14 protein-coding genes are annotated in these 14,441 nt (G+C 72.7%); 7 read left to right on the forward strand and 7 right to left on the reverse strand.

Annotated elements, in window-relative coordinates:
- Positions 1-2: 2 nt before the first annotated feature.
- Together ACFPLC_RS18400 and ACFPLC_RS18405 are read left to right on the forward strand one after the other, a co-directional pair.
- Positions 3-710 (forward strand): maleylpyruvate isomerase family mycothiol-dependent enzyme, encoded by a 708-nt coding sequence (locus ACFPLC_RS18400; protein WP_378189194.1) that lies wholly within the window; start codon positions 3-5, stop codon positions 708-710.
- Between the two features lie 71 nt (positions 711-781).
- A complete protein-coding gene (locus tag ACFPLC_RS18405; protein WP_378189193.1) occupies positions 782-2,287 on the forward strand; it encodes an FAD-binding oxidoreductase in 1,506 nt (501 codons plus the stop codon).
- Here the strand turns inward: ACFPLC_RS18405 and ACFPLC_RS18410 are convergent.
- Entirely contained in the window at positions 2,284-3,729 is a 1,446-nt protein-coding gene (locus tag ACFPLC_RS18410; protein ID WP_378189192.1) for an aldehyde dehydrogenase family protein, read from the reverse strand. The two genes, ACFPLC_RS18405 and ACFPLC_RS18410, sit on opposite strands and share 4 nt — an antisense overlap.
- A gap of 55 nt (positions 3,730-3,784) precedes the next feature.
- Positions 3,785-4,819 carry a zinc-dependent alcohol dehydrogenase family protein gene (locus ACFPLC_RS18415; RefSeq protein ID WP_378189191.1) on the reverse strand — a complete coding sequence of 345 codons (1,035 nt, stop codon included), beginning with the start codon at positions 4,817-4,819 and terminating at the stop codon, positions 3,785-3,787.
- Positions 4,820-4,894: 75 nt separating this feature from the next.
- Here ACFPLC_RS18415 and ACFPLC_RS18420 point away from each other — a divergent pair, with 75 nt between their 5' ends.
- Positions 4,895-5,503 carry a rhomboid family intramembrane serine protease gene (locus tag ACFPLC_RS18420; RefSeq protein ID WP_378189190.1) on the forward strand — a complete coding sequence of 203 codons (609 nt, stop codon included), beginning with the start codon at positions 4,895-4,897 and terminating at the stop codon, positions 5,501-5,503.
- 15 nt (positions 5,504-5,518) lie between these two features.
- Here ACFPLC_RS18420 and ACFPLC_RS18425 read toward each other — a convergent pair whose 3' ends face one another.
- The gene (locus tag ACFPLC_RS18425) at positions 5,519-6,067 is read right to left on the reverse strand and encodes a DinB family protein (RefSeq protein ID WP_378189189.1); all 549 of its coding nucleotides are present in this window, start codon (positions 6,065-6,067) and stop codon (positions 5,519-5,521) included.
- 109 nt (positions 6,068-6,176) lie between these two features.
- On the opposite strand from ACFPLC_RS18425, the gene guaA reads away from it, so the two are divergent.
- The gene (gene guaA / locus ACFPLC_RS18430; RefSeq protein WP_378189187.1) at positions 6,177-7,733 is read left to right on the forward strand and encodes a glutamine-hydrolyzing GMP synthase; all 1,557 of its coding nucleotides are present in this window, start codon (positions 6,177-6,179) and stop codon (positions 7,731-7,733) included.
- A gap of 64 nt (positions 7,734-7,797) precedes the next feature.
- On the opposite strand, the gene ACFPLC_RS18435 is transcribed toward guaA, so the two are convergent.
- Together ACFPLC_RS18435 and ACFPLC_RS18440 are read right to left on the reverse strand one after the other, a co-directional pair.
- Entirely contained in the window at positions 7,798-8,040 is a 243-nt protein-coding gene (locus ACFPLC_RS18435) for a hypothetical protein (RefSeq protein ID WP_378189186.1), read from the reverse strand.
- The gene (locus tag ACFPLC_RS18440; protein WP_378189185.1) at positions 8,033-9,316 is read right to left on the reverse strand and encodes a PspC domain-containing protein; all 1,284 of its coding nucleotides are present in this window, start codon (positions 9,314-9,316) and stop codon (positions 8,033-8,035) included. Before ACFPLC_RS18440 ends, ACFPLC_RS18435 begins: the two co-directional genes overlap by 8 nt.
- 110 nt (positions 9,317-9,426) lie before the next feature.
- Between ACFPLC_RS18440 and ACFPLC_RS18445 the strand changes: the two genes are divergently transcribed.
- A complete protein-coding gene (locus ACFPLC_RS18445; protein ID WP_378189582.1) occupies positions 9,427-10,737 on the forward strand; it encodes a PspC domain-containing protein in 1,311 nt (436 codons plus the stop codon).
- Between the two features lie 7 nt (positions 10,738-10,744).
- Positions 10,745-11,425, forward strand: coding sequence for a response regulator (locus tag ACFPLC_RS18450; RefSeq protein ID WP_013222701.1), 681 nt, complete (start codon positions 10,745-10,747; stop codon positions 11,423-11,425).
- On the opposite strand, the gene ACFPLC_RS18455 is transcribed toward ACFPLC_RS18450, so the two are convergent.
- Entirely contained in the window at positions 11,422-12,327 is a 906-nt protein-coding gene (locus ACFPLC_RS18455; RefSeq protein ID WP_378189184.1) for a DMT family transporter, read from the reverse strand. The two genes, ACFPLC_RS18450 and ACFPLC_RS18455, sit on opposite strands and share 4 nt — an antisense overlap.
- A gap of 104 nt (positions 12,328-12,431) precedes the next feature.
- On the opposite strand from ACFPLC_RS18455, the gene ACFPLC_RS18460 reads away from it, so the two are divergent.
- Entirely contained in the window at positions 12,432-13,334 is a 903-nt protein-coding gene (locus ACFPLC_RS18460; RefSeq protein WP_378189183.1) for a LysR family transcriptional regulator, read from the forward strand.
- Here ACFPLC_RS18460 and ACFPLC_RS18465 read toward each other — a convergent pair.
- Positions 13,331-14,440, reverse strand: a complete 1,110-nt coding sequence (locus ACFPLC_RS18465; protein ID WP_378189182.1) for a serine/threonine-protein kinase — start codon at positions 14,438-14,440, stop codon at positions 13,331-13,333. The genes ACFPLC_RS18460 and ACFPLC_RS18465 overlap by 4 nt on opposite strands.
- Position 14,441: the final 1 nt, after the last annotated feature.

A 14,441-nucleotide genomic window follows, 5' to 3' on the forward strand; every position in this document is an offset into this window, starting at 1 on the left:
CCGTGACGGCATCCGAGAAGGCACACGCACTGCTCGACGGCATCCGGAAGCTCGACGACGAATGGGCGCGGGCCATCGGTGGCCTCGGCGAGCCCGAGCTGCGCGCCCCCAGCGCGTTGCCCGGCTGGTCGCGCGCCCACGTCCTCGCGCACGTCGCCCGCAACGCCGACGGCCTGCAGAACCTGCTGGTCTGGGCGAACACCGGCGTCGAAACCCCGATGTACCCCAGCGCCGAGGCCCGGGAGCGCGACATCGAGACCGGCTCGCAGCAGGGGGCCGCCGACCTGCTCGCGGACTTCGTCGCGTCGGCCGGGCGGTTCGAGCAGTACGCCGCCGCGATGCCGGACGACGCCTGGGCGCGCGAAGCCCGCAACCGGCAGGGCGCGCCGGTCACCGGGGCCGTCGTGGCGCGGATGCGGCTGTCCGAGCTGGCCATCCACCTCGCCGACCTCGACCGCGGCTACGACCTCGACCGCGTGCTCGCGCTGCTCGGCCCGCTCACGGAAGACGTCGTCGAGCACGCCATCACCTCGCGCGCGGCCCACCTCCCGGCGCTGCGCCTGGCCGCCGACGGGTTCGAGTGGACGATGGGGACCGCTCCGAAGACGACCGTCCGCGGGTCGGCCGGGGCGCTGCTGGCCTGGCTCACCGGGCGTTCCGACGGCGCCGCACTCGACGGTGCCGTGCCCGCGCTCCCCGCCTGGGCGTGACCGGCCCGCGCCACCCGGTGACCGGCTTGCGCCCGCTCTACACTGGGCGTCCCGGCACCGAGGAGTCCGCTGTGGACAGTGAGCACGACCAGGGGCGGCCCGGCGTCCGCCGCCGGACGTTCCTGCGGATCGCGGGCGTCTCGGCCGCCGGTGCGGTCGCCGCCGCGTGCGGGCCGGAGAAGCCCGCGGCCCCGGTCGCCTCGACCGCCCCGGCGCCGTCCACGTCCGCGCCGTCCGGCACCGGGCTGCCCACCGGCCCCCCGAACTGGGACGACCTGCGCAGCAAGCTGACCGGCAGCCTGCTGCGCCCGGGCACCGACGGCTACGACACCGCCCGGCACGGCTTCAACCAGCTGTTCGACGGCAACAACCCGGTCGCCGTGGCGACCGTGTCCAACGTCGCGGACGTCCAGGCCTGCGTCCGGGCGACCGCCGGGCGCGTCACCATCGCCGCGCGCAGCGGTGGCCACAGCTACGCGGGGTACTCGGTGCCGGTGGGCGGGCTGGTCATCGACGTGGCCGCGCTGAACAAGGTCGACGTCCAGGGCGGCAAGGCCGTGATCGGCGCCGGTGCGAAGCTGAAGGACGTCTACGCCGGGCTCGCCCGGGCCGGGCGCGCGCTGCCCGCCGGGTCCTGCCCGACGGTCGGGATCGCCGGGCTGACCCTCGGCGGCGGCATCGGCGTGCTCGCCCGCAAGTACGGCCTGACCTGCGACCACCTGAGCTCCGCGCAGGTCGTCACCGCCGACGGCCGGGCGCTCACCGCGTCCGCGAACTCCGAACCGGACCTCTTCTGGGCGCTGCGCGGCGGGGGCGGCGGCAACTTCGGCGTCGTCACCGAGTTCACCTTCGACACCGATCCGGCGCCGCCGGAGCTGACGGTGTTCTCGCTGCACTTCCCGGCCGGGTCGGGCGCCGGCGTGCTCGCGGCGTGGCAGCAGTGGATCGCCGCGATGCCGCCGGAGCTCTGGGCGAACCTGGTGCTCTCGGGCGGGTCGCCGGTGCAGTGCCGGGTCGGCGGCTGCTACGTCGGGGGTGCCGCCGGGCTCACCACGCTGCTGAACAACCTGACCACCAACGCCGGTGCCCGGCCGACCCAGCGCGTCGTGAAGACCCTGGACTACCTGGGCGCCATGAAGTACTTCGAGGGCAGCTCGAACCGCCAGTCGTTCATCGCGTCCTCGCGGATGATCACCGCCCCGGTCGACGCGGCGAAGGTCGTCGCGGTCGCCGACGGCAGGCAGGGCATGGACCTGCTCATCGACGGCCTCGGCGGCGCGGTCGCCGGGCCGGCCAAGGACGCCACCGCGTTCTGGCACCGCGACGCGCTGGCCAGCGTCCAGGTCTACGCGCCCGCGACGGCCAAGACCCGGACGAAGGTCACGCAGGCGGTCGGCGACGTCGTCGCAGGCCTCGCCGCGGCCGGCGCGGGCGGCGGGTACGTCAACTACATCGACCCGGCCCTGCCCGACTGGAAGACCGCCTACTACGGCGACAACGCCAAGCGGCTTCAGGACGTCGCGAAGAAGTACGACCCCTACAACGTCTTCCGGTTCGGGCAGGGCGTGGTCAGCTAGAGGTCGATGCCGGTGAAGACGGTGACGCGTTCCTCGGTCAGGTCGTGCATCGCGGCCAGGACACCTTCGCGGCCGACGCCGGAGCCCTTCACGCCGCCGTAGGGCATCTGGTCGGCGCGGTAGGACGGGACGTCCCCGATGATCACGCCGCCGACCTCCAGCTCGGCCGACGCGTGGAACGCCAGCTGGACGTCGGTGGTGAATACCCCCGCCTGCAGGCCGTAGGCGGAGGCGTTGACCGACCGGAACGCCTCGTCCACACCGTCCACAATGGACACGGCGAGGACCGGGCCGAAGATCTCCTCGTTCCAGGCCTTCGTGTCCGGCGGGACGTCGGTGAGCAGCGTCGGGGCGACGGTCGCGCCGTCGCGGGTGCCGCCGGTGAGCACCTTCGCGCCGGCCTCGACGGCTTCGTCGATCCACGCGACGATCCGCTCGGCGGCGGCTTCGTCGACCACCGGGCCGACGTCGGTGTTGCGGTCGTACGGGTCGCCGGTCCGCTGCGCCTCGACGGCTTCCACCAGGGCGGGCACGAACTCCTCGGCCACGGCGGCGTCGACGATCACCCGCTGCACCGCGATGCAGGACTGGCCGGCCTGGTAGTTGCCGAAGGTGGCGATCCGGTGGGCCGCGCCTTCGGGGTCGGGCCAGTCGCGCAGCACGACGGCCGCCGCGTTGCCGCCGAGCTCGAGCACGACGTGCTTGCGCGGCGCGGCGTCCTTGAGCGACCAGCCGACCGGGCCCGAGCCGGTGAACGACACGACCGGCAGCCGCGGGTCGGCGACGAGCGCCTGAGTTTCCTCGTTCCCCAGCGGCAGCACGGAGAACGCGCCTTCCGGCAGGTCCGTCTCGGCCAGGATCTCGCCGAGGATCAGGGCCGACAACGGCGTCCGCGGCGCGGGCTTGACGACGATCGGCGCGCCGATCGCCAGTGAGGGCGCGACCTTGTGCGCCACCAGGTTGAGCGGGAAGTTGAACGGCGCGATGCCGAGCACCGGCCCGCGCGGGACGCGGCGGGTCAGCGCCAGCCGCGCCTCGCCGGCGGGGTCGGTGTCGAGGCGCTGGACGTCACCGGTGAAGCGGCGGGCCTCCTCGGCGGCGATGCGGAACACCGACACCGCGCGCTTGACCTCGGCTTCGGCCCACTTGAGCGGTTTGCCGTTTTCGGCGGTGATCACCTCGGCGATTTCCTCGGCGCGCGCGGCGAGCACGCGGGAGACGTGGTCGAGCGCGCCCGCGCGCAGGTGCGCGGGGCTGCGCCGGAACTCCTTGGCGACCGAGGCCGCGGCGGCCACCGCGCGTTCGATCTGGTCCGGCCCGGGCACGGCGACCGTGGCGACCTCGCTGCCGTCGTACGGGTGGTGCACGACGAGGGTGGTGGCGCCCGGCTCCGGGCGGCCGGCGATCCAGGCGGGGCGCGGCTCGGGGGTGATCATGTCCATGCGTACCAACGTAATGCGGGTGGAGCCGCGTCCGGGTGACCCCCACCCGGACGGGTCACGGCTTGATGAGCACCTTCAGCGCTTCGCGGTCCGCCATCGCGCGGTAGCCGTCCGGCACGCCTTCGACGTCGATGGTCCGGTCGAAGACGCGACCCGGCTGGTACTTGCCGTCGAGGACGTCCGGGAGCAGCTCGGGGATGTAGTGCCGGGCCGGGGCGACGCCGCCGGTGACGGTGACGTTCCGCCGGAACAGCGCCGGGCCGATCGGGCCCTCTTCGTACTGGGGGACGCCGACGCGGCTGACCGCACCGCCCGCGCGCACAGCGCCGACGGCCATCTCGAAGGCGGGCTTGGTGCCGACGCATTCGAGAACGGCGTGCGTGCCCTCGCCGTTCGTCAGCTCGCGCACCTTCGCGATGCCCTCCTCGCCGCGCTCGGCGACGACGTCGGTCGCCCCGAACTCGCGGCCGAGGTCGGTCCGCGCGCGGTGGCGTCCCATGAGGACGATCCGCTCGGCACCGAGGCGCTTCGCGGCCAAGACCGCGGAGAGGCCGACCGCGCCGTCGCCGATCACGGTGACGTTCTGGCCCGCGCTCACGCGTGCCTTCGTGGCGGCGTGGTGGCCGGTCGGGAAGACGTCGGACAGCGTGAGCAGTGACGCCAGCAGGTCGTCGTCCTCGGTGTGCGGCACCTTGACGAGGGTGCCGTCGGCCTGCGGCACCCGCACGGCTTCGCCCTGACCGCCGTCGACGCCCTTCGCACCCCAGAAGCCGCCGTGCACGCACGACGTCTGCAGGCCTTCGCGGCAGAACTGGCAGGTGTTGTCCGAGTAGACGAAGGGCGCGATGACGAGGTCGCCCTTGGCGACGGTGGCGACGTCCGCGCCGGTTTCTTCGACGATCCCGAGGAACTCGTGCCCGATGCGGCGGCCGTGCTCGCTCGGCGCCATGTCGGCGTACGGCCAGAGGTCGCTGCCGCAGATGCAGGACCGCACGACCCGCAGGATGACGTCGGTCGGCTCCACCAGCTTCGGGTCGGGGACCGTTTCCACCCGCACGTCACCGGCGCCGTAGATGACTGTCGCTCGCATGCATGTGCCTTTCCCTGGGCGGAACGTGACAAACGGACGGGGTGCGGCCGCGGTGACGCGCCTAGATTTTCGTCCATGACCACGCGCCCCGCATCCCGCAACCCGTTCGCGGCCCTCGCCCCGGTGCACCGCCGCCCGTACCTGACCGCGGCGGTCTTCGCGGTGACGTTGGCCTGCGGGATCGCGCAGCTGGTGCACCCGCCGCTGTACGACGCGGTGCACCGCGATGCCGCACGCATCGACAACGGCGAGTGGTACCGCCTGGTGACGGGCATGTTCTTCCAGGACGGCCGGGCACTCGGCCTGGTGTTCAACCTGGTCACCCTGGCTGTGGTCGGCGCGTTCGCCGAGCGGGTGTTCGGCCGCGCGCGGTGGCTGCTGCTGTACTTCGGGTGCGGGCTGTTCGGCCAGTTCGTCAGTTATGTCTGGCTCAACCCGGTCGGCGCGGGCAACTCGATGTGCGTGGCGGGCCTGCTCGGCGCACTGACGGCGGTGGTCATGATGGCTTCGCGCCGCTACGGCGTGGTGCCGCCGGTGCAGCTCCGCGTGCTGGCCTTCGCGTTGCCCGTGCTGGCCGTCGTCGACACGGCCCTGCACGACAACCACGGCCTGCCCGCCCTGCTCGGCATGGCCCTCGGCTTCTGCCTTCTGCCGCGGCTTGTCGTGAGTGAGAAACAGGGTTAGAACACTGTTTCTCACTCACGACCGGCTGCGGTAGAGGTCGCGCAGGAGGAGGATCTCGGCGCAGTGGTGAATCATTTCGCGGTGAATGTGCAGCACGAGCGTGGCCATCGGGTACTTCGCGTACGGGCCCTCCGCCGGGCTGCACGGCCGCGCGAGGGCCTCTTCGTCGAGTGACTGCACCCCGGCGACCCACTGCGCGTAGAGCTTGTCGAGCTCCGACAGCGCTTCGGCGGCCGTCCCGGGGTACGGGTAGGTGTCGTAGCCGATCGGCTTGCCGCCGAAGTGGGACCCGATCCGCGCGCCCAGCACCCCGACCAGGAGGTGGCCGAGCCGCCAGGCGATCGTCGTGACCGGCGGTGGTGTCGGCTCGAGGTAGGCCCAGTCGATGGTGAACGGGCCCGTGCCCGGTTCGTCGTCGGACTTCCGCGGCCGCACGGTCCAGCAGCCCGCGACCGGCTCCCAGAAGTACTCGTCGTCGGTGAGCCCCTCGAGCTTCGGACGCGTGTGCACCTCCCAGTGGAAGCCCAGCTGATCGGTCAGTTCCTTCGTCCAGTTCACCGCCATACCGGGCACCGTAGGCCCGATCGAGGACAGCGACGGCCCTGAATCCCGGGTGACCGGGCTCACCTGGGACGATGGTGGGGAATCCCGCTTCTCGCCAGGAGGTCGCCAGGTGCCCAACCCCACCGGTCCGGTTCTCGTCGTGGACTTCGGGGCGCAGTACGCGCAGCTGATCGCCCGGCGCGTCCGCGAGGCACAGATCTACTCGGAGGTCGTGCCGCACAGCGCGTCCACCGAAGAGATCCTCGCGAAGAACCCCTCGGCCATCATCCTTTCCGGTGGTCCTTCCAGCGTGTACGCCGAAGGCGCGCCGGGCATGGACCCGAAGCTCACCGAAGCCGGCGTGCCGATGTTCGGCATCTGCTACGGCCACCAGCTGCTGGCCAGCACGCTCGGCGGGGTCGTCGAGCCGACCGGCGTCCGCGAGTTCGGCCGCACCGAGGTCCGCGTGACCGGTGACGGCGGTGTCCTGCACGCCGGCCTGCCCGCGCACCAGCCCGCGTGGATGAGCCACAACGACAGCGTCACCAAGGCCCCCGAAGGCGCGGTCGTCACCGCCTCTTCGGACGGCGCCGCGGTGGCCGGCTTCGAGGACGTCCAGCGCCGCTTCGCCGGCGTCCAGTACCACCCGGAGGTCGCGCACTCGCCGCACGGCCAGGAGGTGCTGCGCCGGTTCCTGCGTGACATCGCCGGCATCGAGCCGCAGTGGACGACGTCGTCGATCGTCGAAGAGCAGGTCAAGCGGATCAGCGACCAGATCGGCGACGGCCGGGCGATCTGCGGCCTCTCCGGCGGCGTCGACTCCGCCGTGGCGGCCGCGCTGGTCCAGCGCGCCATCGGGGACAGGCTGACCTGCGTGTTCGTCGACCACGGGCTGCTGCGCGCGGGCGAGCGCACCCAGGTCGAGCAGGACTTCGTCTCCGCCACCGGGGTCAACCTGGTCACCATCGACGCGCGCGAGCGGTTCCTCGACGCGCTCGCCGGCGTCACCGACCCGGAGCAGAAGCGCAAGATCATCGGCCGCGAGTTCATCCGCGTCTTCGAGCAGGCCGAGCGCGACCTCAAGGCCCAGGGCGACTACAAGTTCCTGGTCCAGGGCACGCTGTACCCGGACGTCGTCGAATCCGGCGGCGGCGAGGGCACGGCCAACATCAAGAGCCACCACAACGTCGGCGGCCTGCCGGAGGACCTGCAGTTCGAGCTGGTCGAGCCGCTGCGGCTGCTGTTCAAGGACGAGGTCCGCCGGGTCGGCCTGGAGCTGGGCCTGCCCGAGACGATCGTGCAGCGCCAGCCGTTCCCCGGCCCCGGCCTGGGCATCCGGATCATCGGCGCGGTCGACCAGGAGCGTCTCGACACCCTCCGCGCGGCGGACCTGATCGCCCGCGAGGAGCTGACGGCGGCCGGGCTGGACCGCAGTATCTGGCAGTGCCCGGTGGTGCTGCTGGCCGACGTCCGCAGCGTCGGCGTCCAGGGCGACGGCCGGACGTACGGGCACCCGGTGGTGCTGCGGCCGGTGTCGTCGGAGGACGCGATGACCGCGGACTGGACGCGCCTGCCCTACGAGGTCCTGGAGCGGATTTCCACGCGCATCACCAACGAGGTGGCGGAGGTCAACCGGGTGGTGCTGGACGTGACGTCCAAGCCGCCGGGCACCATCGAGTGGGAATGAGTCCTCTGTAGACAAGGCTCGAGGCCCCGGCGTGGGATCCGGGGCCTCGAGGGCCTTCGGGTGGTCAGCGCCGCCGCTTGCTGCCGAACGACGCGCCGAGCAGCATGAGCCCCACGAACACCGCGCCGCCGGCGATCACCCAGCGGAAGTCGAACGAGGGCAGCCAGCTCGCGCCGTCCGAGAGCACGTAGGCCGACACCAGGAGCGTCGCGACACCCATGATCAGGGTGAAGACGTCCAGGCCGCCGCGCTTGGCGGGCTGGGTGTCGGCCGGGTTGTCGTAGGCGTAGGGGTTCTGGTCAGCCACGCCGCACCTCCACGTTGCCCACGTTGTTCGAAACCTTCAGGGTGATCTTCTGGCCGCCGACGCCGTCGGGGCCGTTGTCCGTGCCGGTCACCGCGGGCTGGCCGATGCCTTCCGCGGAGCGGCCGAAGCACGACGCCTCACCCGCGCCGGTGTGGCAGTCGAAGGTGACGTCGGCGTCCGCGGGCACGATCACCGTGGTGTCGCCGGCGCCGTTGGACACGGCCGTCGCGTACGGCGCCCCGGCCGGCAGCCGGGTCAGGTCGAGCCGGATGTCGCCGGCCGCGTGCTGGTAGAGCGGCTGGAGCTCGGCCGCCGACTGCGGCGTCGGGTCGAGGTCGCCGAGGCCGCCGCGGACGTCGAAGTCCTTGAACGGGGAGGACGTCAGCACCAGCCCGGCGATGGCGAGCGGGATGGCCAGCCCGATCAGGCCGCGGCCGCCGCGGGCGAACGCGCCGGCGACCAGCCCGATCCCGACCACGCCGAGCACCAGGCCGACGATGTGCTGCGCGTCGAACCAGGTGGCGCCGTTGAGGCCGGCCAGCACCCCGCCGCCGGCGGTCAGCACGGCCAGCGCGAACGTCGCGGACCCGACCTTCGACCGGGGCCGCCGCGGCGGCGCCTCGACCGAGAGCGGCGGCGTGGGCCGCGGCTCCGGCGCGGACGGGGCGTCGGGGAGGTCCCAGCCGGCCGGGTCGGCGGCGAGAGGGTCCCAGCCGCGCGCCGGTGAGGGCGCCTCGGCGGTGTCGGTCATGGTGAAGGCTCCGTTTCCGGTGAAGGCCGGGTACGACGACCGCGCGGCAACCGGCGCGGGGCGGTTCTCGTGGCCGCGGCTGCGGTGCAGCAGGTAGAGCGCGGCGGCGATGAGGGCGCAGCTGATCAGCCCGCCGCCGTCGAACCAGGAGCCGCTGATCGAGCCGCCGGCGCTGAGGACGGTGAGGACCATGAGCACGACGGCGAACGCGGGCGACACCGACGACCGGCCGCGCCCGATGAGGCTTTCGAAGCCGGAGACCTCGTCGCTCTCGCCGGGCAGGAACAGCCACCCCAGCAGGTAGAAGGGAACGCCGAAGCCGCCGAAGATCGTCGCGACCACCAGCCCGATCCGCACGACGACGGGATCGATCCCGTACCGCCGTCCGATGGCGGCGGCCACCCCGGCCAGCTTCCGCCCGGAGTGCGGCCGCCGGGGCCGGCTGACCCAGAAGTCCTTGACGGTCTCCTCGAAGCCGTTCAGGGCACCCGGCTTCGGCGACCGGGTTTCGCTCGCACCACTCATACCGAGAAGCATGCGGCACCCGCCGCGGCCGGACATCCGGGATGGTCCCTGAGGTTTCCCCTGGGCCGATGGATCAGGGGTTTCCCCGATGGAACCGCCTGCCGGTGCGTGTGACCATGGACGGCGTGCAGGAGTCCCTCGACCACGTCACCGCCGAGCAGGCGATCACGCCCACCACGACGGAGTCGGCTGCGCCCAAGATGTTCCGGCGCCGCTCCGGGCGGGCCATCGCCGGGGTCGCCGGGGGGCTCGCCGACCACCTCGGCGTGCCGGTCCTGTGGGTGCGGACGGCGTTCGCGCTGCTCGCCGCGCTCAACGGCGCCGGGCTGCTCGCCTACGGCCTGCTCTGGGTGTTCGTCCAGCAGCAGTCCGAGGAAACCGCGGAAGCGCCGAAGCCGAAGGAGCGCCAGCAGGCGTTCGGCCTGATCGCGCTGGGTGTCGGCCTCGCCGTCGCCAGCGGGACGCTCACCGGGTTCATCAGTGGCTGGGTCGCGGTGCCGCTCGCCGTCGCCATGATCGGTCTCGCGGTCGTCTGGCGGGAGGCCGACGAGTCGCAGCGGCGTCGCTGGCGGGTCGGCGCCAAGGACGGCTTCGCCGGGGCGTTCCTCGGCGGGGGCGGCTGGTCGGCCGCGATCCGGATCGTCGCCGGCGTCGCGCTGGTGATCACCGGCATCACCGTCGTCGTGCTGCGCAGCGGCACCCTCGACCAGGTCCAGTTCGCGCTCATCGCCGTCATCGCCACCCTCATCGGGGTCGCCGTGCTGACCGTGCCGTTCTGGCTGCGGCTGGTCCGGGACCTCTCCGACGAGCGCAAGGCCCGCATCCGCACCGACGAGCGCGCCGAGATCGCCGCCCACCTGCACGACTCCGTGCTGCAGACGCTCGCGCTGATCCAGAAGCAGAGCGAGTCGCCGCGCGAGGTCGCGCGGCTGGCCCGCAGCCAGGAGCGCGAGCTGCGCGGCTGGCTCTACGGCCCGAACGGCTACGGCAAGCCCGCCGAGAAGGTCGAGGAAGCGACCGGCCAGCTGTCCGAAGCGCTCGCGACGGCGTGCGGCGAGGTCGAGGACACCTTCGCGATCTCGGTCGGCCAGGTCGTCGTCGGCGACGCCGAGCTGGACGAATCGCTGGTCGCACTGGTCCAGGCCGCCCGCGAGGCCATCGTGAACGCCGCGAAGCACGCCGGCGTCGACGAAGTCAGCGTCTACGCCGAGGTCGAGCCGACGTCGGTGACGGTGTTCGTGCGCGACCGCGGCAAGGGCTTCGACCCCGACCTCGTCCCGGACGACCGCCACGGCCTCGCCGACTCGATCCGCGGCCGGATGACCCGCCACGGCGGCACCTGCAAGGTCCGCACGGCGCCGGGCGAGGGCACCGAAGTGCAGCTCGCCATGCCGGTGAAAGCGGGCAAGGGAGCGGCGTGAGGCGGCTATGCTCGACGACGTGACGGACAACCAGCGTGAACCGGTCAAGGTGTTCCTCGTCGACGACCACGCGCTGTTCCGCGCCGGGGTGCGCACCGAGCTCGACTCGATCACCGACGAGGTCCGCGTGGTCGGCGAGGCCGGTTCGGTCGCCGAAGCCGTGGCCGGCATCGCGCGCACGAAGCCGCAGGTGGTGCTCCTCGACGTCCACATGCCCGACGGCGGCGGCGCCGAAGTCCTGCGTCGCGTCCGCCCGGAGCTGCCGGACGTGGTGTTCCTGGCCCTCTCGGTGTCCGACGCGGCGGAGGACGTCATCGCGGTCATCCGCGCGGGCGCCCGCGGCTACGTGACGAAGACGATCTCGTCGAAGGAACTGGTCCGCGCGGTGGTCCGCGTGTCGGACGGCGACGCGGTGTTTTCCCCGCGGCTGGCGGGCTTCGTCCTGGACGCGTTCGCCGACCGCCCGGGTTCGGCGCCGATCAACGACCCGGAGCTGGACCTGCTGACGCCGCGCGAGCGCGACGTCCTGCGGCTGCTGGCGCGCGGGTACGCGTACAAGGAGATCGCGTCGGAGCTGTTCATCTCGGTGAAGACGGTGGAGACGCACGTGTCGAGCGTCCTGCGGAAGACCCAGCTGTCGAACCGCTACGAGCTCTCCCGCTGGGCCTCCGACCGCCGCCTCGTCTAGACGCGTTCCATCGCCGGCTCCGCCGACGGCACCCGCTGGGAAATCCGCGTCAGCGCCACCCCGCCGAGCACGACCACCATCCCGGCGATCACCCGCAGGTGCAGCTGCTCACCCAGGAACACCGCCCCCAGCAGCACCGACACGACCGGCAGCAGATACCCGACCACCGACGCCGCCACCGCGCCCTCGCTGGCCAGCAGCTGGTAGTTGAGCGCGAACGCGATCCCCGTCGAGCCGATGCCCAGCACCAGCACGGCCAGCAGCGGCCCCGTCGACACGTGCACCGGCGTGAACCCGCCGACCGGCAGCGCGAGGACGAGCATCCCGCTGGCCAGCAGCATCTGCCCGGCCGAAATCGCGTACGGCGAAGACTCCGAGGAAGACAGGTACTTGCCTTCGTAGACGAACGCGAAGCCGTAGCTCGCCGCGGCCGCGAGGCACGCCAGGGCGCCCCAGCTCAGCAGGCCCGACGCCTGCCACGGCGCGAAGATCAGCAGGATCCCGCCGAGCCCGACGACCAGCCCGGTCAGCCTCGCCGCGGTCATCCGCGACGACGTCCCCATCAGCGGCGCAGCGAGCAGCACCCACAGCGGCGTCGTCGAGTTCAGCACGCCGGTGATGCCGGAATCGACCGTCGTCTCGCCGATCGCGAACAGCAGGAACGGCAGCGCGTTGTGGAAGAACGCCGCGACCGCCAGGTGACCCCACATCCGGCGGTCACGCGGCAGCCGCGCCCGCTGCAGCCGGCACAGCACCAGCAGCATCGCCGCGCCCAGCACCAGCCGCGCCAGGACCAGCTGGACCGGCGAAAACATCCCCAGCCCCAGCTTGATCCAGAAGAAGCTCGAGCCCCACATCAGCGCCAGCGCACCGATCCTGAGCAGGGTCTTCGTCTCGCCCACCCCAGTCCTCCTTCGACAGCCGAGGTCAGCTTCGCCCGGACCAGACGTAAGGACAAGCGAAATTAACTGCACGAACACTTAAGCTGAGCTGTACGATCGGGGCCATGCTCGACGTCCGCCGCATGCAGGTCCTCCGCGCCGTCATCACCAGCGGGTCGATCACCGCCGCGGCCCGCAACCTCGGCTACACGCCGTCCGCGATCAGCCAGCAGCTGTCCGCGCTGGAACGCGAGGCCGGCACCGAACTGCTCGAGCGCGTCGGCCGCGGCGTCCGGCCGACGGCGGCGGGGGCGCTGCTGTCCGAGCACGCCGAGACGCTCAGCACCGAGCTCGCCAAGGCCGAAGCGGCGTTGACCGAGCTCAAGGAGGGCCGCACCGGCCGCGTGGCGATCCGCTACTTCGCGACGGCCGGCGCGTCGCTCGTCCCGCCCGCCATCGCCGCCGTCCGCCGCGAGCACCCCGGCGTGCGCCTGGACCTCAAGCTGGTCGAGCTCGACGACCCGATCCTGGACGTCGAATCGGGTGACGCGGACGTGGCGATCACCGTCTTCCCGCGCCAGACCCCGCCCGCCAAGGGCATCGAGCTGGTGCACCTGCTCGACGATCCGTACCGGGCCGTGCTCCCGAAGGCGCACCCGCTGGCCCGCAAGCGCGTGCTGGACCTCACGGAGTTCGCCGAGGAGCCCTGGGTCGGCGTCGACGGCCTGCCCGGCATCTGCCGCGACATCCTGCAGGGCGCCTGCGCGTCCGCCGGCTTCGCGCCGAACATCGTGGTCGAGTCCGAGGACTACCAGACGGCGCAGGGGTTCGTCGCCGCCGGCATCGGCGTCGGCCTGATCCCCGAGCTCGGGCTCGGCGCGCAGCACCCGGGCGTGGTCGTCCGCCGCATCCGCCACCCGGAGCCGGTCCGCGCGATCCACGCCGCGGTCGCGTCGCGGGCCTCGGACCACCCGGCCGTCCGCACGCTGCTGGCCGCCATGCGCGCGGCGACCGCCAAGGTCGCCTAGACGAAGAACAGCTCCGTCACAAGGATGCCGACCAGCACCGCGGCGAGGATCGCGGCCACGGTGACCAGCGTCTTCTTCGACACCGGCAGGTTCCACTGCTCGGCGGGCTGCGGCGCGGCGGCGGGCGGCGGTGCGTACTGCGTGGCCTGGGGTGCGGGCGGGACCGGCGGGATCTGCTGCGTCGCCCCCTGCGCGTAGCCCGGCGGCGGCGTCATCGGGTACTGCGGCTGGAACTGCGGGCCCGAGGGCATCGGCGCGCCCGGGGGCGGCATCGGGGGGCCGCCCGGCCCCGCCGGCCAGCCGACCGGCATGGTCGGCATCGCCGGCGCGGTCGGCGGGATGAACGCGGTTTCCCGGCCTTCGGTGATCGCCTTCAGCGAGTGGACGGTGTCCGCCATCGTCGGCCGCGTGTTCGGGTCCGCGCGCAGCATCTTGCGCAGCGCCTCGGTCAGCACGCCCGAGTTCTGCGGCGGGCGCTCGGACGACTGGCCGTCGTCCCCGAACGGCGGCACGCCCTCCACGGAGGTGTAGAGCGTCGCGCCGAGGGAGAAGACGTCCGCCGCCGGCGTGCCCGGCAGGCCGCGCGCGACTTCGGGAGCCACGTACGCCGGGCTCGGCCCGCCGCCGCTGATCCCGATGTCGGTGAGCTTGACGCCGCCGTCGTCGGCCAGCAGCACCGTGCCCGGCTCGAGGGTGCGGTGCACGAACCCGGCCGCGTGGATGGCCGCCAGCGCGTTGCCGAGCTGGATGCCCAGCTGCGCCGCCTGGTCGGGGGTGAGCCGGCCGTGCTCGGCGAGGAACGTCGCCATGCTGCGCGACGGGATGTACTCCATCACCAGCCAGACGTCCTGGCCGTCCGGCAGCACGTCGAACACCTTGATCGCGCACGGGTGCTCGATCCGGGCCGCGTCCTTGCCCTCCTGCATGGCGGCGGCGCGCGCCTGCTCGGCACGCTCACCCGCACCGACCGGCAGGTACATCCGCTTCATCGCGACGGTGCGGAACAGCCGCGTGTCGAACGCCAGCCACACGATGCCCGCGCGGCCGCGGCCGATCGGCTGGTCCAGCCGGAACCGGCCGCCGACGATGGTGCCTTCAGAACTCAAG

Origin of the sequence: Amycolatopsis plumensis (assembly GCF_042652605.1) — a bacterium.
GTDB lineage: Bacteria > Actinomycetota > Actinomycetes > Mycobacteriales > Pseudonocardiaceae > Amycolatopsis > Amycolatopsis plumensis.

What these genes read in the sequence shown, in the direction of transcription:
- ACFPLC_RS18440 (WP_378189185.1), bottom strand. Translation starts at nt 9,316, where the DNA reads ATGAGTGGTGCGAGCGAAACCCGGTCGCCGAAGCCGGGTGCCCTGAAC.
- ACFPLC_RS18425 (WP_378189189.1), bottom strand. Translation starts at nt 6,067, where the DNA reads ATGGCGGTGAACTGGACGAAGGAACTGACCGATCAGCTGGGCTTCCAC.
- ACFPLC_RS18415 (WP_378189191.1), bottom strand. Translation starts at nt 4,819, where the DNA reads ATGCGAGCGACAGTCATCTACGGCGCCGGTGACGTGCGGGTGGAAACG.
- ACFPLC_RS18460 (WP_378189183.1), top strand. Translation starts at nt 12,432, where the DNA reads ATGCTCGACGTCCGCCGCATGCAGGTCCTCCGCGCCGTCATCACCAGC.
- ACFPLC_RS18410 (WP_378189192.1), bottom strand. Translation starts at nt 3,729, where the DNA reads ATGGACATGATCACCCCCGAGCCGCGCCCCGCCTGGATCGCCGGCCGC.
- ACFPLC_RS18420 (WP_378189190.1), top strand. Translation starts at nt 4,895, where the DNA reads ATGACCACGCGCCCCGCATCCCGCAACCCGTTCGCGGCCCTCGCCCCG.
- ACFPLC_RS18450 (WP_013222701.1), top strand. Translation starts at nt 10,745, where the DNA reads ATGCTCGACGACGTGACGGACAACCAGCGTGAACCGGTCAAGGTGTTC.